24 protein-coding genes and 1 pseudogene are annotated in these 16,953 nt (G+C 52.7%); 1 reads left to right on the plus strand and 24 read right to left on the minus strand.

Translation table 11 applies throughout. From position 1 onward, the window contains the following. The 24 genes and pseudogenes from ACJY2G_RS24950 to ACJY2G_RS25065 form a co-directional block, all read right to left on the minus strand. Positions 1 to 195 (minus strand): annotated as a pseudogene (locus ACJY2G_RS24950) (S49 family peptidase); the annotation flags it as partial. After that, on the minus strand, positions 192 to 1,829 hold the full coding sequence (locus ACJY2G_RS24955; protein ID WP_439292318.1) for a phage portal protein: 1,638 nt from the start codon (positions 1,827 to 1,829) through the stop codon (positions 192 to 194). The pseudogene ACJY2G_RS24950 and the gene ACJY2G_RS24955, both read right to left, overlap by 4 nt. Then, positions 1,829 to 2,092, minus strand: a complete 264-nt coding sequence (gene gpW, locus ACJY2G_RS24960) for a gpW family head-tail joining protein (protein ID WP_095921526.1) — start codon at positions 2,090 to 2,092, stop codon at positions 1,829 to 1,831. Before gpW ends, ACJY2G_RS24955 begins: the two co-directional genes overlap by 1 nt. 8 nt (positions 2,093 to 2,100) lie before the next feature. Beyond that, positions 2,101 to 4,077 (minus strand): phage terminase large subunit family protein, encoded by a 1,977-nt coding sequence (locus tag ACJY2G_RS24965; RefSeq protein WP_439292319.1) that lies wholly within the window; start codon positions 4,075 to 4,077, stop codon positions 2,101 to 2,103. Next, positions 4,049 to 4,660, minus strand: a complete 612-nt coding sequence (locus ACJY2G_RS24970) for an RNA polymerase subunit sigma-70 (protein ID WP_439292320.1) — start codon at positions 4,658 to 4,660, stop codon at positions 4,049 to 4,051. Before ACJY2G_RS24970 ends, ACJY2G_RS24965 begins: the two co-directional genes overlap by 29 nt. A 126-nt stretch (positions 4,661 to 4,786) precedes the next feature. Then, the gene (locus tag ACJY2G_RS24975; RefSeq protein ID WP_439292321.1) at positions 4,787 to 5,431 is read right to left on the minus strand and encodes a hypothetical protein; all 645 of its coding nucleotides are present in this window, start codon (positions 5,429 to 5,431) and stop codon (positions 4,787 to 4,789) included. A gap of 36 nt (positions 5,432 to 5,467) precedes the next feature. Further along, positions 5,468 to 5,995 (minus strand): lysis system i-spanin subunit Rz, encoded by a 528-nt coding sequence (locus tag ACJY2G_RS24980; RefSeq protein WP_439292322.1) that lies wholly within the window; start codon positions 5,993 to 5,995, stop codon positions 5,468 to 5,470. A 10-nt stretch (positions 5,996 to 6,005) separates the two neighbouring features. Further along, a complete protein-coding gene (locus ACJY2G_RS24985; RefSeq protein ID WP_439292323.1) occupies positions 6,006 to 6,635 on the minus strand; it encodes a glycoside hydrolase family 19 protein in 630 nt (209 codons plus the stop codon). Next, entirely contained in the window at positions 6,632 to 6,919 is a 288-nt protein-coding gene (locus ACJY2G_RS24990; RefSeq protein ID WP_132964271.1) for a phage holin family protein, read from the minus strand. Before ACJY2G_RS24990 ends, ACJY2G_RS24985 begins: the two co-directional genes overlap by 4 nt. Beyond that, a complete protein-coding gene (locus tag ACJY2G_RS24995) occupies positions 6,906 to 7,286 on the minus strand; it encodes a phage holin family protein (RefSeq protein ID WP_439292324.1) in 381 nt (126 codons plus the stop codon). The genes ACJY2G_RS24990 and ACJY2G_RS24995 overlap by 14 nt, the downstream gene beginning before the upstream one ends. A gap of 97 nt (positions 7,287 to 7,383) precedes the next feature. Then, positions 7,384 to 7,971 (minus strand): hypothetical protein, encoded by a 588-nt coding sequence (locus tag ACJY2G_RS25000; protein ID WP_439292325.1) that lies wholly within the window; start codon positions 7,969 to 7,971, stop codon positions 7,384 to 7,386. Between the two features lie 131 nt (positions 7,972 to 8,102). After that, complete coding sequence (locus ACJY2G_RS25005; RefSeq protein ID WP_439292326.1) at positions 8,103 to 8,921, minus strand: antitermination protein Q; 819 nt, start codon at positions 8,919 to 8,921, stop codon at positions 8,103 to 8,105. A gap of 13 nt (positions 8,922 to 8,934) precedes the next feature. Beyond that, a complete protein-coding gene (locus ACJY2G_RS25010; protein WP_439292327.1) occupies positions 8,935 to 9,948 on the minus strand; it encodes a DUF968 domain-containing protein in 1,014 nt (337 codons plus the stop codon). Beyond that, entirely contained in the window at positions 9,945 to 10,640 is a 696-nt protein-coding gene (locus tag ACJY2G_RS25015; protein ID WP_439292328.1) for a phage antirepressor KilAC domain-containing protein, read from the minus strand. Before ACJY2G_RS25015 ends, ACJY2G_RS25010 begins: the two co-directional genes overlap by 4 nt. Positions 10,641 to 10,654: 14 nt before the next feature. Then, complete coding sequence (locus ACJY2G_RS25020; protein ID WP_439292329.1) at positions 10,655 to 11,029, minus strand: RusA family crossover junction endodeoxyribonuclease; 375 nt, start codon at positions 11,027 to 11,029, stop codon at positions 10,655 to 10,657. Continuing rightward, complete coding sequence (locus tag ACJY2G_RS25025) at positions 11,020 to 11,181, minus strand: hypothetical protein (RefSeq protein WP_346636617.1); 162 nt, start codon at positions 11,179 to 11,181, stop codon at positions 11,020 to 11,022. The genes ACJY2G_RS25020 and ACJY2G_RS25025 overlap by 10 nt, the downstream gene beginning before the upstream one ends. Further along, positions 11,178 to 11,720 (minus strand): phage N-6-adenine-methyltransferase, encoded by a 543-nt coding sequence (locus tag ACJY2G_RS25030; RefSeq protein WP_439292330.1) that lies wholly within the window; start codon positions 11,718 to 11,720, stop codon positions 11,178 to 11,180. The genes ACJY2G_RS25025 and ACJY2G_RS25030 overlap by 4 nt, the downstream gene beginning before the upstream one ends. A 2-nt stretch (positions 11,721 to 11,722) precedes the next feature. After that, a complete protein-coding gene (locus tag ACJY2G_RS25035) occupies positions 11,723 to 12,607 on the minus strand; it encodes a DNA cytosine methyltransferase (protein WP_439292331.1) in 885 nt (294 codons plus the stop codon). After that, positions 12,604 to 12,945 carry a hypothetical protein gene (locus tag ACJY2G_RS25040; RefSeq protein ID WP_439292332.1) on the minus strand — a complete coding sequence of 114 codons (342 nt, stop codon included), beginning with the start codon at positions 12,943 to 12,945 and terminating at the stop codon, positions 12,604 to 12,606. Before ACJY2G_RS25040 ends, ACJY2G_RS25035 begins: the two co-directional genes overlap by 4 nt. Beyond that, on the minus strand, positions 12,942 to 13,646 hold the full coding sequence (locus ACJY2G_RS25045) for a replication protein P (RefSeq protein WP_439292333.1): 705 nt from the start codon (positions 13,644 to 13,646) through the stop codon (positions 12,942 to 12,944). Before ACJY2G_RS25045 ends, ACJY2G_RS25040 begins: the two co-directional genes overlap by 4 nt. After that, positions 13,628 to 14,554 carry a helix-turn-helix domain-containing protein gene (locus tag ACJY2G_RS25050; protein WP_439292334.1) on the minus strand — a complete coding sequence of 309 codons (927 nt, stop codon included), beginning with the start codon at positions 14,552 to 14,554 and terminating at the stop codon, positions 13,628 to 13,630. Before ACJY2G_RS25050 ends, ACJY2G_RS25045 begins: the two co-directional genes overlap by 19 nt. Next, entirely contained in the window at positions 14,544 to 14,732 is a 189-nt protein-coding gene (locus ACJY2G_RS25055) for a DUF4222 domain-containing protein (protein WP_152326560.1), read from the minus strand. Before ACJY2G_RS25055 ends, ACJY2G_RS25050 begins: the two co-directional genes overlap by 11 nt. A 172-nt stretch (positions 14,733 to 14,904) precedes the next feature. Beyond that, positions 14,905 to 15,438 carry a YmfL family putative regulatory protein gene (locus ACJY2G_RS25060; RefSeq protein WP_439292335.1) on the minus strand — a complete coding sequence of 178 codons (534 nt, stop codon included), beginning with the start codon at positions 15,436 to 15,438 and terminating at the stop codon, positions 14,905 to 14,907. A 41-nt stretch (positions 15,439 to 15,479) separates the two neighbouring features. Further along, positions 15,480 to 15,728 (minus strand): YdaS family helix-turn-helix protein, encoded by a 249-nt coding sequence (locus tag ACJY2G_RS25065; RefSeq protein ID WP_439292336.1) that lies wholly within the window; start codon positions 15,726 to 15,728, stop codon positions 15,480 to 15,482. 71 nt (positions 15,729 to 15,799) lie between these two features. On the opposite strand from ACJY2G_RS25065, the gene ACJY2G_RS25070 reads away from it, so the two are divergent. Beyond that, positions 15,800 to 16,519 carry a LexA family transcriptional regulator gene (locus tag ACJY2G_RS25070; RefSeq protein ID WP_439292337.1) on the plus strand — a complete coding sequence of 240 codons (720 nt, stop codon included), beginning with the start codon at positions 15,800 to 15,802 and terminating at the stop codon, positions 16,517 to 16,519. Positions 16,520 to 16,953: the final 434 nt, after the last annotated feature.

Genomic DNA, 16,953 nt, shown 5'->3' on the forward strand with positions numbered 1-16,953 from the left:
ACCCTCCACCACGTCATAGCCCGTGTCGCGGGCCTGTCGGGAGAATGAATCGTCATCATCATCCCAGTCCGACATTGACTGAATGCGCGTCAGGCCAAAACGGTCCGTCAGCGCAGCCATGACTACTTCGGCCTTTCGGGGATGCAGCGCCAGCGGCGTGTTAAACAGGCGCTGCGCTAAGTGCGGTAAATTCACTGTGCCTCCGGATCTTTAATTGTTTGAGGTGCAAAGGTGTCAGCCTGTCCCCATGTTGGAACCGGCAACCCGCGCTCTTTGAAGGCTTCGATCTCGCGGGCGCGCTGATCGAGGAGTTCTTCCCAGTCTTCCCCGACGTTTTCTGAGACTTCCATTTCCAGCGTTGACATGCCGGAATCCATGCCGAGGATCGCTCCTTTTTTCTCAGCAACGGGGTCAACCCAGCCTCGACCGGGTCCCATCCACTGCGCACGACAATACGCCGCTTTGGCCGCCAGAAATTCCGGTGCGCCAGCAGGAAGAGGCACCTCACCAATATCGTGAAGTTCTTCGATAAAGCTGCTGAAGATAGGTTGAGCAAAGCCGCTGGCAAAATCATCGCGGCGGCGCGTCAGGGTTTTCCAGGCTTCCAACATGGCTGAACGGGCGGAACTGTAATTCACATCAGACCAGTCCTGCGTTAACTGCTGGGTCGAAATGCCCAGGGCTGCGGCCACGTTACGTAATGCTGCGCTTTCGAAGGCCGCAAAGTTACTGGTGGGACGCGCCGCATTCACGGTGTCGATCTTTTCCCCGGGGGCAAGGATTGGCATCCGAGCACCACTTTGCAAAGAGATGCGCTTATCATCGTGATACTCGGTACGCATGTCCTGATAAGCCAGCACGTCGTCCGTCTGAAGTGAATCAGCGAATAATCCCGGGTCATAGGGCGAGGTGATGTATGCCCCGAACACGGCATTGAGGATTGAGGATTCCAGCTCTACCTCGTCGTATTTGATCAGCATTTTCAGACGCTGAACGATGGGCGTAAAAATACTGCTGCCCCGATGCTGGGCGGCACGATCGCCGTCAAAGTCATGCACGACAATTGGCCGTCCCCATGAGGTTTCACGCCTGACGCGTTCCCACGTCATCGTTTTCTCAGCACTCCACCAGTCGCCCATGTGGGCTTTGCGGATGTGATACGCCACCGGCACGCCATCGTCGTCAATTTCTACGCCGCCGCGGATGTTCAGCATATCGAATACCTGCTGTGGGTTGCTCAGCCGATCCGGGTCAATAATCTGTATGGTCGTCGCATAACGCGCACGACCGTGCCCGAGCCGGTCCGTCCGGTATTGCAGAACCGCCAGCGCATCGCCGTCCACCAGCTTGTGGCGAAAAGCCAGACGCAACATCTGGGAAACCGTTTTTTTCCGCTCAACGTCGCAATAGCGGCCGGGGTCATTTGCCCAGTTACGCCACGCCGCCTCAACGGCCCGACCGTACTCATCCGCCCATTTGGCATCAAAAGCTTTCAGGCCGGTTTGAAGTGCAAGCGCGCGATAATCCACTTTGGCGATAGGGCGAAAATTAGCCCCAACCGCATTGTCCAAAATGCGGGTGACGCTGCCTGATGCCCAACCGTCATTACGGGCCATGTCGCGAACGCGGGAAACAATGCGGTCGCGGTAGATGTTGACTTCGTTATCCGGCGACCAAAGCGCGGGCTGCCAGTTCGCCATCGCATCGCTGAAAGAATCCGCGGCGTCATAAGGCACGCGGCCGGAACCGTTCAACATGGAGGCCTTTCGGTTCGATGGGGGTAAGGGCCGGCCGTTTGGCCCGAGAATTCTGACCTCTCCGCTTTTCATCAATACCGAAACCTTAACGTCACACGTGGACGTTTAACGATGCCTAACTGAGCCTGAAGAAGCTGGATCAGCGCGGTGAGCTGCCCAATATCTGTCTGTTGATAAGCGACCGAGCGCGTGCCGTCGCCCTGCGTGTAAGAGAAAGACACACCCTTCGCACCCGTCGAAAGCTCGAGATAGGCCTGCTGTGCGCTGGTCAGCGCGGCCTGTAACTGGTCACGCGTCATCGCACCAGCCAATAGGCTGGAGTTGGGATTAAACATAGAGGTCCTTAAGCGAGGCGCTTATGCAAAGGTTTACGCTGAGGTTTCTCAGGTTCGGTAATAATGACGCCCGGCAGGCGCAGGTTTTGTTTTTCTTCGGGATCGACCGGCGGAGGCAAAAGCTTACTAGCGTCTGCAGTGATACTGTCAGCCAATCCATTCAGTTTAAGCCCCATATACATCAGGCCGCACAGTGCGCCGTAAGAATAGACCCGGCAATCCAGCGCTTCGTTAGCCCTCCCCGGCAACTGCTCCCAAACGCGGTATCGTTGTCCACCCGCTGTTTTTGTCACCGAGCGCTCAGCCAGTAACTGACCGAAATAGTTAAGGTCTCTATCCACAGGAAAATGCATAAACCCTGCTGAGGCGATCCCGGCTTCCGGAGGCTCAATATGCAACCTGGCCCGAACAGAATCTTTTGCCGCATTAACGCCCAGGATGATTGGCCGGAACTGCGCTTTACTGCGAGACGTAGGCTTTTTGGTCGGCCAGACAGGGGAGCGCTTGCCCCCGCGTGCGGACTCACCTTTGATGGCCCAGATCCGACGACCCAGACGCTCTTTGGCAAACTCATACACTTTTTGTGTGTGGTGTCCGCCGGAGTCCATGCAGGCCGCCATTAACGTAAAACCGCGGCCATCGGCGCGACGCCATACCTGCTTAAGATAGGCATCAAGCCTTTTCCACGGTTCATCGGTTTCGAGGTCACCTTCGATAACGTCATAGGCAATCGACCAGCTTTCTTCGTTGCGGCCCCACCCCACCACTTCAATCTCAAAGCGCCCGTCCTGCGTATCAATGCCGGCCGTGATCGCCGCCACGCCGTCAGGCACTTCAGCGGCGTAAACCTCACACCGCTCAACCAGTTTTCTTTCACTCAGGGCTTTTTCGCCGCGGTCTTCGTAGACTTCCCCCAAGACCAGGTTGATAAAAGTCTGACGCATCAGCGCATCGTCCTTCACCCTCAACCATTCGGCCACCAGGTGTTTCCAGGCGGCATTCGGAAAAAGACTGTAACCCGCCCAGATATGAAATCCTGCGTGCCCCTTAAAAGGCCGCGTGGCTCGCCACTCTCCCTGTTTCACCATCACTGACAGGTCATTGTGATGGATCACGCACCCGGAGTGCCGGCAGACGTAGTAGGCCGTTTCCGGTAAACCATTTCCCTCTTCATCTTTATCCCACTTGATGCCGTATGGTGTATCCGGGCCACCCCATTCCAAAACCTGAAATTCACCGCAGTGCGGACAAGGTACGTTGAATTTGCGCTGATCGCTTTCACCATATGCTTTTTCAATGCGGGAAATACCTTTCACCGTCGGGGTTGAACCCAGCACTATTTTGCGATTCCAGAAAGTTTCGGAACGTTTGATACCCAGGGCAATCTGATCACCCTCAGTACCGGCACCGCCGGAGGGATACCCGTCAACTTCATCGAACAAAATCACGCGGCAGGTGATACGACGGAAACCACCCGGACTATTAGCCCCCACCAACGTCAGGTTCGAGCCATTGAGAAACTGTTTTTTAAGGATGGTTTGATTACTGTCTTTTGCCTTACTGTCCCCTGTAATGGCGGCCAATACGGGGGTATCTCGCAACATCGGCGCTATTTCGGTTTTGCTGTAATCCTCGGCATCTTCGACGCGAGGCTGCACAACCAATATTGGAGACGGATCATGCTGAAGGTAATAACCGACGACATGATCAAGGATCTTGGTGTAACCCACGCGGGCTGATTTCATCACAGAAACCTGCGTCACCAGTGGATCGGTGATGGCGTCCATCATGCCATCCTGATAACCAAAGGAGCGGAACCGCCCCGTTTGCGCACTGGTCTCTTTTGACAAGACGGCGTATGTATTGGCCCACTGGCTTAATGAGAGAGGTTCCGGCGGCGCAACGTCCGTCCGACGCTGCCTCAACTCTCCGATGAAGTTTGACCACGCACCGGAATTAGTCACCGCCTCGTTTGTCATCTGCATCAAGGCTCAACTCCTCCATTGCCTCATGAACCACCTCCTGCAGCGCCGACACGAACTCTGCATCACTGGTGGTCGAGGCAAGCACCCGCAAGCGGGGGCCATGTTCGGGAGCAATCGCAATAAGACGGGTACGCATGCGGGAATACTCTTGCCCAACGGCGGCGATCATCTCTTTGTAAGGGAGAACCTGGCCGGATTTAATCTCGTATTCAAGCTGGGTAAGTAAAGCCAGAAAGTTTTCTTTCAACGTCCGGGCTTCATCGAGCGTCATCTTGGCACCGCTGTCAGCGATCATGCGCTCGACAATTTTAGTTGGCGACTCATGATGATCTGCCGGCGTTTTGTTACCCAAGTTGTTACCCTTGGACTTGTTACCTGCTCTGTTACCCTGTTTGTTACCTACGGCACTTTTATCGTTTTTTTTCTCGGTCCGGGTAACAGTTTTTCTATACCTTTCGATGTTGGCATTTGATGCCTTCACATCAATGTCATCACCATCAAGAACCAGCCAACCACGGGCTTTCCAGGTGGTTACCGTCTTGCGGCTGACACCGTGAAGTTTGGCAAAATCTGACTGGTTCATGTGTTACCTCAGTTGTTACCTGTTACCCAAATTTCAAAATTTCATAGCTAGACGCAGAACGCGGCGCGCAATGCCCGTGCAATAGAAAGGACCGGGGAAGGACCCATTTTTTATTGGGATACATTCTCACTTGGCGGTCTTCAATGCTTCATCGATCGCCTTGCTGATGGCGCCCGGCATTAGAGCAGCGGCCATCTTCTCAGCTCTGTCCATATATCCCAGCGTAGGCTTAACGGGCAGTGCATCACCGAAACGGATCAGCAGCTTAGGCATGGGGTTCTTTTCGCGGGCGCGGCGCGTGCCGTTGGCCGACCGCTTCTGGCGCTTCTTACCTTTACGTCCCTTCTTCGCCTTGACCCGCTGCCATACGCCGTTGATGCCATCGACATCACCAATGAAGACGTTTGACTTAGCTTTGAGTTGAGAGAGTTTATTGCGTGACAGGTTGCCGTACTTGTTCAGCTTAATGTCTTTGGGGTTAAGCAGCGCCTGGCCATTGAGCTTGTGCGCACCGCCAAACTCAAACGGTTCGAGATAACCGGCAGCAATGTCACGAACATAAACTTTCGCTGTCAGGCTATCCCTGCGTGCCCCAACAGAGCCCACTGAATTAACCGTAAATGGTGTGGGATTTTCCAGTTTGCGCTGAAAGGCTGTTTTCTCAGCGGCGGCTATTTGCCTTGCTACGCTTGTCAGGGCCTGCGATGTTGCAAACGGTATTTGTTTTTTTAGAGATTGAAGAGCAACAGATAGGTCTTTAAAACCTGCCATCTCATCTCCTTAATAGATGTGTACAATTAACCATTATCAGTTAATTTTGCATCGCTTCTGGGCTTCAGCGGCATAGCCCTGAAGGTATTGGATCACTTGGTCGTCTTTACTGGTTGAACCTCTGAGACTGAGAACAGCTGATCCACCTGCTGGCGTGAGGTCGATTTGTACTGCATCGCCCAGGCTGCCGGTGCCGGAAGTTGTGTCCCGGATGAGCTGGCTGGTGGCAAGGTTTGCTGCCGCGATCCGCACCCGGCGAGTACCAGCAGCAACATCAGCACGCAACTTCTCATTCTTGGCCTGTTCATCTGCCATTTCCTTCGTATGTTTGGCATCAAGCGCCGCCAGCGCGGCCTGTATAGCTTCGGTGCGCTTCTGCTGGTTGGTCAGGTCAATCACTGCCTGATCGCTTTGTTTCTTCAACGCGGCGATGTTGGCTTCATTGCGTTTGGAAACGTCGGCGTCCCAGCGCAGCCCTTCAATCCACCAGGCCAGCGCGGCTGCAAGCACAATGGCGACTGCCGTTTTCCAGTAAGCCTTCAGCAGAGCAGTAAACAGTTCCACAGGGTGATCCTCAGATGCCTAATGCCTTTTTAGCGACCGCATAACGCTCCTGGCGATCAGCCAGTCCGTTGACACCGCCGTTAATGCGTTTAGTGAGCCCCACAAAGTCGCCTGAGTCGGCAAAGCTGTTGCAGTTATTGGCCTTCCAGAACCAGCCCGCCGACCGTGCTGCGTATTCCGTCTGAAGCAACAGTTCTGGGTTTCCGATCAAATCGAGACCCAGAGCGCGACCGCAGGCCAGATAATTATCAAGGAACGTGATTTGCTTCAGGCCACGCCCATGGAATTTATAACCATCACCCGCCGCTTTGTTGCCGAACCGGCCTGCATAAACCAGGTTGCCGATAGCCTTCTGTCTTTCCATTGGCACATAGGCCTCACCTGCTCGACGCCCAAGTTGTTGCCGCTGAGAGTCAGTAAGGCGATTACCAAAGATTTTTAAACCTTCAACTGAATAGTCGAAAGACTCCCATAACTTCCTGAAGCCGCCAGACTCATGCCCAACCTGGGCAATAAAAGCCGCCTGACGTACTGGCGTGGAAATATCGAATTCGGCCATTGTTGATACCAGATGCGGATACCAACGCGTGGCTAAGTCGGCGCTCAGTGAAGCCGCCCGGGTAAATTGGTCTGTTGTCATTGCGGATGTCTCAGGACTTTAATGATCTTCGCCACGTTCCCACGCACTGCGAATATTGCAATGCAGATAACGAGGTTCAGCAAGAGGATGGCCCAGCGCGTGCCGTCGTAATGGTCGAACAGGAAACGCAGCGGAACATGGCCATAAATCAGGATCAGCAGGTAGGCCAGCCACGACGCCCAGCGGCGGTGGGTGGCCCCGTTCTTGCGAAAGAAGCTCAGCCGGATAACTACCAACGTACACACCACCACGTTCAGGATTACCAGCGGGTCATTTATTACCACTTTGCCCCCTCCACCGATCAATCAGTGATGTTGGGTTCTTTGCCCTGTTGCTGGCGAACGTAAGCAACTGCACAGCCAAAGCGGAGATGATCACCGCGCCCAGGGCATCCAATGGTTTATCAGGGTAACTGAGCCAGTTCGCCAACTTAGCGCCAGCAACTCCGGCACCGAGCAGGCCACACATGAATGAAACGCCAAAATACGAAATGCGGCGCCACGCTGACAGGTCAACGGCTGACGTGACGTAGAAAACAGCGCCAGCAAAGGCACCGAAAACCACGCCGTAATCCAGACCAGTGAACCAGCCAAACAGGCCGACCGTGGCAAGCGCCGTTGAAGCCGCTGTAGCTGATACCGGCTCGGACATTGATAAACCCCTTATCGCTGTTGTTGTCCTCACAACCGAATTGAGGGCATAAAAAAAGGCCGCCTGATGGCAGCCTTACTGTATTTATAACTAGGTTCTAACGAGAATTTAGAAATAAATGGCATTCATACATGAAGTCATTTACAGACTTATTAAATTCATCCTGCTCATGTGTGAGAGAAGCAGTATTCTTTATACATAGTTGCATTTTATGTTGTACCTCTCCCAAACTTTTAAGCACATCATTTCCCTCAGGGATCCCTGTTAATAACATGATTTTATTTTTACTCTTTTCAGCCGCTTCCATAGGTGCAATCAATGCATGGGGTGTAACACCTCTTTTCAAGGCAGCTATATCTTTTGGTGCCTGCCCTTGTTGCAATATCCACTGCTGATTTGCAAAAAGATACATTCGGATGTCAGTGATATGTTCGGCAATTGCCGCACGATATATCTGAGCAAAGTCTTTCTTCTCTAAGAGATCGCTTTGATATTTGGCGAGTTCGAAGTTTTTCTTGATTGCAAAGTAAGCGAAAAGAGATGGAATCACACCAGCTATAAAACTGCTAATTACTGTTTCCCATGAAAATGATGTCTGTAGAACCAAGTCGGGAATGTGATTTATAGAAAGAGATAATGGTTCAGAAATTCTATTATCTAAAAATGGGGTGCCGAGCCAACTCATAGTCCACTCCTCTAATTTGAAGGAGTGATGATAACAAAAAGCCCCAGCAATTGCCGAGGCTTGATATCAGGTATAATTTTCCATCATTGGGATAAATCTAACCAGATTCGGCAACTTTTGCAACGTCTAAATCACTGGGTCACCTTTTTAAATTCCGATTCCGCCGCCGACTCTTCAATGAAGCATTTGGTGATCAGCTTCTCGTAGAACGGTTTCCAGCTGTTGTTCCATGTTCTCTCCGGCAGTTCTGGCAATAACGCTTTCACCGCGCGGTGCGCTATTGACGCTGGCAGGCGGGAATAACCAACGCCATGACAGCGCGGGCATTCCTTTTCTACCGGCAGGCCCATCAGAATGGATTTCTCACGATCGACAACTTTGCCCGTGCCATTACACCGGCAGCGGCTCGAAATAACGCCCTTCCCTTTGCATGGTTGGCAAATGACATCAACTATATCTTCGCCTTCAGTTTTGGACTTCATTTCATCCCGGTAAAGCAGGCCTAAATTGCCCGGCAGCGCGTCAAGATATTCACGGCGGTCAATTGCCAGCTGATTTCTGAAGGTTCTTTTCTCTTTCAAAAAACCGGTACCGGAGCAGCACGGGCAATCGGACTTGGCCGCCGCCGAGCGCGCGTAATCTTCAAAAGCCATTTTCGCCATTATGCGCAGGCATTCAGCCATGCGCCGCCCCGCCACTTTGCCGATATGCTTCGGTGCGTGCTGTTTGGCGTATTGCGTGAGCATGCCGACCGCTATGGTTTTGTCCTGCTGGCTGATACCGGCTTTTGCCAGAAACAGACGAAGGCCGAATTCAGCGCCGCTCTGCGTCATGCCCAGCGCCGCCATAATATCGGTGATGTTCAGTGCATCACTGGCCGTAGCGCGGGAACTGTCGCTGATCGATAACCCTTTCGGGGAAAAATGCTTCAAAATCGTTTCAAGGTTCATGCTGTCTCCACACTTATTTTTGTTTGCCGGTAGCGATAACACCCATCGCCAGCGCGCGGTCTAATGTCTTCATGACCAGGTACATCTGATCACCATGTTCTTCTTCCCAAGCCTGGGTATTCGCATGAAGTGAGTCGTGACACCGTCTGCACAGCGGGATCACAAACAGGTCATGCGCTTTTGTTGCCATACCGCCAAATCCCTTACCGGTGATGTGGTGCGGATCATCAGACCCTTTACCACAGCCGCAGCATGGCTGGCGCTTTACCCATTGGGTGTATTTCGTGTTTTCGTACCGGCGGCGCTTCGGAATACGGAGGTATGATTCCGGCGTCTCCGGATCGATTGCCAGCGCCAGCACCGGTTTTACATTGTTCGCCAGTTCTTCACGTGGTTGCTTCTCCCACGGGTTCACGTCCGCTTCTTTACCCTGGCCGCCCGGCGGTTTGTATTTAACCCCCAGCGCTTCACAAATTATTTCCGGCGGCAGCAAATGAGCCAGCCCTTTCGTCACTGCCCACCAGCACAGCTCCGGCAAAGTAAGGTGACGCCCGTCCGGCAGCCCATAACGGTACCGGATTGCCTCAGTCACAAACTCGGCGGCGTTCGCCAGCGCGATAGCATCCAGTTTTGGCGATTCTTTTTCCCGAAACTCGTTATCATGCGCCCAGCACAGGCAGACAACGCCACGACCTCGGGGTACCTGCACCAGTTCATGATGATGAAATTCCCCGTTGTAGTCCGGACACTGGCACACACGGTGGCGTTTAACCCACAGCTTCAGCTCATCCATGCCGCCAACTCTGGCGATTACTGCTGGTGATGACAGGAAACCAGACAGGCGCGGGTCACGAGAAAGAGACTGCGCTTCTGCCGGTACCACACCATCAGGCAGTTTATGGAGTTCGGCTGGCTCGTTGGTGATCAGCAGGCGTTTACTGCTGAAGAACTTCACCAGGTCTGCCGGCAGCGCGAACTGCACGATCCCCAACTCTCGCTGGGGGTATGGTTTCAGTAATGCTCTCACGCCGCGTTCTCCTGTTTCTGTCGCAGATAACCAGCCCACAGCCCAGCAACCCATTCAACGCCCTTTGCCGTGAATCTGGCCTGTCGAAACGCATGCTGATTCTGCTGGCTGGTACCGGTTTTCACCTCAAATCGACCGGCCTCTAAATGATTGGCCTTTGGCGTCAACTGGCCTTCCAGCCGGTAAACAATGTCTTTCTCGAGCAGGAACAACCGGAATTCCGGTTCTTTCGCATGCAGCAATTTGCAGACCGCGCGGAATCCCATAGAGCCCTTAGCCATGACGTACTGATCAACGAATTCCACTTTTGGTGCCGCCAGTGCCAGCTGTGACTCCAGCGCCAGCTTTTCGTCGGCAAGGTCAGCAGCCAGGCGGAGAGCCTCGGGCAATGACTGGGGTAACTGGCTTTTAGATTCCAGTTCCTGCCAGCGGTCAACTACCGCGGCGGTGAACTCGGGCGACAGCCGGGCAACCAGCACCAGCGAGTCACGCTTATTGAACCAGTACTCCTGATACTCCTGACCGTTCTGCTCATGAAAATAGGGGGTGTGCGCCAACGGCGCGCTTAAAATTCCACCAACTGCGAGCCGTTCAGCTGAGCGTTTCACATCGCTATGCTTACTCTGCACCAGCTCAGCAATCTCACGGCTCGACATCGTTACCACTTTTCCTGACAGCAAACTGTTCGACATAATCACTCCACACGTTAAGCCGGCTGCACACCGGCGGGTTTGAAATCAGTAATCGTTATTTCTGCCTTCCCTTCTTTGGTAACCGGTCCCCACTCGACCAGCATTCGTTTCACCTGGCTGTCGTCCTTCCAGATCCCCGCATGGGTCAGGCCATCAAACAGTGCCTTCTGGAAATTATCTAAATCGCGTTTCGCCCTGGTCGGCGGGTAGAGCACCAGATGCACATCCAGTTCGGTAAGTAGTGCCGTCGGGCGGCTGCGCAACTGCTGATAAATCGCCGCCAGTGCGTTTGACCGGAAGATCCGCCCACGTTCGCTGATCAGCACGCCCCTTCGGGTGGAGCGCCAGTAACCGTTGACGCTCGGCGGGAATGGAAGAGTCAGTCGCATGCTATTTCCCCCGCTTTGATCAGACTGTTCAGCACTGCGTCAGCATGTTCCCGCGCCGCGGTGTAATCAGCCGCGCAGTATTCACCGGTGATGGATATGGCCTTCAGGTAATCGCGATAGGCATCAAGCCAGATTTGCTGGAATTCGTTCACGCAGCCACCTCCTGCAGGTAATCAGCGCCAGCAGTGATCAGGACATCACGTGAAACCGTGGTGAACTGGCCGCGCGGCTTGATGAACGGGCGCCAGATAACCAACATGCTGCCCTTGCTGTTGCCGTTCTTACCTGGCTTGCCGGTACCGGCATTGATGAAGGACAGGCGGCCATCAGTGATAAACCGGATTTCGTCGGCGGTGGTCAGCGCCAGCGAGAACCAGCCAGTTGATGTGTCAGCAGGCAACAGCATCACAACAGGCTGGTGCTGGGCGCGGCATTGTTCGGCGGCCTTCTCAACCCATGGGGTGATCGCGCTGTATGGCGGGTTACACCAGATTGCGCCGTAACTCTCCCATTCGGTGGCCAGCGCATCATCGGCTTCTGTCAGGTACCGGGCGCAAAGCGCGTTCTGGTGGTCAGCGGCGGCGTCAAGATAAAAACCAAACTCAAGATCCAGCGCAGTGAATACTTCCATCGGTGTCTGCCAGCGGTCTTTGTGCTCCACTGGGGTTGTGCTCGCAAATTCTGAAGTCATTTTTAAGCCACCTGTTCCATATAGCGGGTTAGTTCTCCGCCAATCCACATACCAACATGCCGGGAAACGCCGTTCCCAATTTGGCGGTAAGCGGATGTCTGCGACACAGGAAAAACGAAGTCATCCTTTAATCCCTGGAGGCGGGCATATTCGCGCACTGAGTATGGACGCACGCCCATAGGGAATCGCTTGTCTGCTACCAGTCTGGTTGACTTATCTTTCGCGTAGTGAGCAACGCAAGTCGGCGCGATATCGCCTTTGTACGGATCAGAAATAATTGGCAGGTCGCGATAAGCACCTTTCATGCGAGCTGCTATTGCTGAAGGCAGGGTTACATCTGGCTCATCTTCAAGGATTTCAGCCAGGGTGATTGGGCGGCTGTTTTCCGGCGCGCGTACCGTGAAATTACGCCTAGTCCCTATGATGATTAACCGATCCCGACGCTGCGGCAGCCAAGTTTCTGACTTTATCGGGCAGAATACAGTGACGTAGTAATCCGGCATCTTGGTCATTGCTTCGACCACGATCGGGAACGCTCGCATTCCGGGCACGTTCTCAACCACATAAAACTCAGGGCGGGCAATAGCCAGGTGTCGAAGAGCATGAAGGAACAACTCATCCCCGGTACGCACACCGTGAATATCACCGATGGTCGAGTATTTTGTACATGGGTAGGTAAAAATCATGCCGTGACATGAGTCCTGTTCCAAAACCAGCTCATTGGCGATATCACATTGCTTAATATGGTCACCGTGGTTAGCGCGGTATGTTTTGCACGCGTCAGCATCCAACTCAAAGGCTTGGTTAATCTGGATACCTGCATCAATCAACCCAGAATCCATAAGGCCTGCGCCACAAAAATAACTGTTTACGGTAATGATGCTCATGCCTGTCCCCTTCCCTGACGTACTGCCCACAGATTACGTTCGAACTCAGCACTGATTTCAGCCTGTGTTTTAACTGGACGCGCGGACGCCTCACCAACTGCTGCCGCCGTGGCGGTCTTTGGTGTATCACTCAGGGAATACGTGTTTTTTACACCGGTACGATCAATCACAATGTTGAATTGCGGCTTTTTACCGATCGCGTTGAGCGCCCCGGACGTCCTGTTTTTCTCCGGTATGAAGCCAGAATTCTTAATAACTTCAGCTTCAATGTCTGTGCAGGTTCGGGGAGTCCGATCACGTATAAGCTCGTCGATAACCAACTGCTGAAAAGTGCTCATAACCAGCCCTCGCGTTTTTTACGGAGATACTCGTCATGCATGATCTGCGCAGGTGTCGGACCTGCTGGCGCTTTTGGCGCGGACAGCATCACAACCGGTGCCGGTACTTTTTCACCTTTCGCCAGGCGTTTTGCCCAGAGTGTCAGGTTGTGCTGTACGGATTTACGGACTTCACCCTCGGTGTAGTTGTTCTGCAGCATCAAACGGCGGACGTCGGTCACAATCCAGTACATGATCGGCGCTGACCACGGATAAGCCGCTGGTGTGCTGTAGTCCCCGCGGCGGGCGCAATACTGGTTGAACTCGTCCATTACCTCGTCAACAGACGGCAGGCCAGCAGCTTGAGCTGCTCCGGACTTACACCAGCCAATGAACTTTCCACAGCTCGGCCAGAAGTCTGTTTCCTGCTGGCGAGCCATACGCATACCGGCTTTCACCTGTTCCAGCGTGGTCACGCCGCTTTCAGCGAATGCCAAAATCCACTGACGTTTTGCCGACGCGATATCTGCCGGAGTACTCAGCGCTGTCTGGCGTGCAGCAGGGAAAATCTGCATCAGGTTAGTGAATAACACGTCGACCAACTTCTCGGCGTCAGCGTTCACGACACGTTGCGGTTGTTCTTCTGGCATCAACTGAGCCAGCGCGGCGCCGTCGCGGTTCTTAACTGCCATCATCATTTTGTTCACAGGGTGTTCTCCCATGCTTCCGCGCTGTTCCAGTGACCGCCAGCCGAAGTATCAGCCGGGACATTCGCGCTAAGTTTGATTGTCAGGTCGTCCCATTTCTCACGAAGTTTCGACGGGCTCAGGATGTTCTTACACCAAAAGGGATCGCGGTTAGCGCGGCCAAACAGTTCACAGATTTGTTTGTGGGTACGACCGTCGGCTGTACACATCAGGCGGACTTCGTTTGCCCAAAGGGTCATGTCCGGTTCTTTCGGTCGGGCAATCTCGCCGTCGCATTCAGCGGCCTGTTCGTACATGCGGATAATCTTTCCCCAAATCCACTCAGCAGCAGTCAGGTCGTCGGCGCTGCCCCATTTGCGTTTTTTGGCATTGAACACCACCGCCTCTGGGTGAAGGGCAAGAAAACTTTCATCACTGCTGTCGTCTGGCTGCGAAGCGGCCGGACTAAGGGTTTTATTACCTTGTGGATCAGGTGTTGTAGTTACTTGTGGATCGGCTTCAAAATTTGAAGGGTTAACTGCTGAAAACGATTTGTTATTTGAACCCTCAGAATTTGAGGCTTCAATTTTTGATACCTCAGAATTTGATGCTTCAAAATTTGAAGGGGTATCTTCTGCATTTGCTTCAGCAGCAGACTTGATCAGCTTTGCGACGTTGAGGCGGTAGATGTGGCTGGTATTGCGGCCTTTGGCTTTCCGCTCCTGAATTCTTAGCCAGCCGCCAGCGGCGAGAACTTTCAGCGCGCTGCGCACGGTGTTTGGGCTTTTCGCCCCAACCTGACGGGCTATGCGCGGGATCGAAGGCCAGCTGATACCGTCATCGTTGCTGTAATCAGCAAGTCGGGACATGATCGCCACCTGAGAAATGGATAAGCCAGCAGGCGCGCATGCATCCCAAACCAGCCCCTGAAGTTTATTGCTCATCGGTCATCACCCTCTCAAACCGCGACTTGAAAAGCTCGACGGGCTGGGCGCACTCATGCGGGTAACCGGCGCGCATGAAGATGACGCGATCCCCTGCTCTGTCGAAGCCCACGACGTGTACCACAACGCCCCGCCAATCCTTGTAACGCCGGTCCAGCTTCTGGATTTCTTCAGACATGCCGTCACCTTCTGGCTGCTCTGGCGGACGTAACCTACCCACCACGCCGCGAACTGGTAGTTGCACGGCATCCAGCGGTTACCTATCATCACTTCGTACGAAAGAGAGCCAGCGGCACCGCCAGTCGCCACACACCGGATTTGCGGAACGCCAGCTTTTATGAGTAAACTGTTCATGCGTTAATTGCTCCACACTGTTTAGTTAATGCACCCGACGCCTCAAGCTGCACACTTGGGGCGTCAACCTTTCCGGACTTCTTCTTTTTCCCAAACAGCGCCAGCACAGCGCGAACCTCTGTATCACGCGCGGCTAAATGACGGCGGTGATACTTCATAATTTCTGCGGCTTCAGCAGCATCAATCACTCCGTCTTCCAGCGCCGCCTGAATAATCATGTCGACGTGACCACGATGTGCCGCCGTGCGCATGCTTTTGCTGAACAGCTCGACCTGGTCCAATTCGTCCAACTGAGGGATATCCACGAACAGGCCACCGCGGCGCTGGGCGAAGTATTCAGCCAGGAAACTGGTACCGCTGATGTCTTCCATCGCTTCCAGCTCAACAATTTCGAAAAACCGGCAGCCGTTTTTTTCATATAGGTTGTTGTTGAACCCCGCTTCTGACATACCCAACGCGCCAGCCATTGCCGACCGACCGCCGGGATAGGCTTTGCACATCGCTTTAACTACTGATTTCAGGTCTACCATTTAGTTTTTCCTCGGGTAGTTATGTTCGTGGGATGATCGGTTTAAGCTGCAACTGTCTCAGGCAAACCATCAGTAGAATTCGGATAAATATCTGGTCGAAGTTCATGCGGAGTAACAGCCCAATTACCAAGGCTACAAAGCTGAATAACCCGAACAGCTGGAACCTGGTTATTGATGATCCAGTTAGCAACCGATTGAACAGATTTGAATTCAAACTCCCGAGAAACGGCGGAAAGAGAACCAACCGTAAGAACGGCCTTCTCTGTGATGTTTTTGTACTTTGCGGGCATGGGGACCTCCTGATTAGATACAGAAGGATAATGCTACTTAAAGTAGAATAAATCAACTACTGAAAATAGAAATGACTATACTTGAAGTGGGTTGTAATCTTCTACCTATGGTAGAAGAAGCGAAATATAAAGAATTCTCAGAGCGCCTGAATGCACTCCTCGATGAGAAGAGCATCACAGTGACTGATCTGGCTAAATTCAGTGGCGTCTCATATGAGATGGCGCGGCGTTATACGCTGGGTACAGCAAAGCCAAGGGATGAAAAAATGCTTAAAATTGCAGACCAGCTTTCTGTATCTCCGGCCTTCCTTGATTATGGTGTTGATGCTGCTGGTAACTCGACGCGGTCCAGCCCAACGGTTACCCTAAGGCAGTTAGAAGTTTTCGCATCAGCTGGAAATGGATATATAAATCATGAGTTTCCCGCGATTGTCTCTGCCATCGAAATTCCGCAAGACAAAATTTACGAATTATTCGGTAGGAGCTCTTTGGAAGGAGTAAGGCTAATTAACGTCGATGGTGACAGTATGATGCCAACGTTGAACCCGCGTGATCTCCTGTTCATTGACACCCGCATTGACCATTTTAATGGCGATGGCATATACGTTTTCAATTTTGAAGAATCAACTTTTGTTAAGCGTCTTCAGAAGGTTAAGGGAAGAAAGCTATCTGTGCTTTCTGATAATGACAAATACCCAGCATTCGAAATTGAACCGCATGAAATGAGTGAACTATACATATTCGGCAAACTTATCAAGCAGTTGCCATTCAAATTTAACGACTTCGCATAAATACCCCCATATCAATAACCGGCTTCCGCCGGTTTTTTTTCGTCTAAATTTCAACATATTAATCAATAATTCGCTTTTACAAACCCATTTTCTACTTTTAGTAGTTGATTTATTCTACTTGAAGTAGCAATATTAATTCGCCAGCACAACGGGAAGGACACTGGGGGTTGAGGGACTCACTTACCATCAACTCGGTCTGACCACAGTTCCAGTGTTCTTCCCGTTGTGCAAAGCATCCTGGTGATGGTCGGGTTCCCTACCCGATTGCGGGTTCGACTCCCGCCGCACTATCAGATCGACGTGGAAAATCGATGTTTGCTGTGTGTAGTTGCTTCGGCGGTGGCATGACTCTTCAACCTACCCAAGGGGGAGCGAAGATAATGTTCTGATCATGACCACCGCCAATTTTTTCGCAGACATAGACAAGGGCCGCT

This window comes from Rahnella sp. ATs2 (assembly GCF_051851855.1).
GTDB classification, from domain to species: Bacteria; Pseudomonadota; Gammaproteobacteria; order Enterobacterales; family Enterobacteriaceae; genus Rahnella; species Rahnella variigena.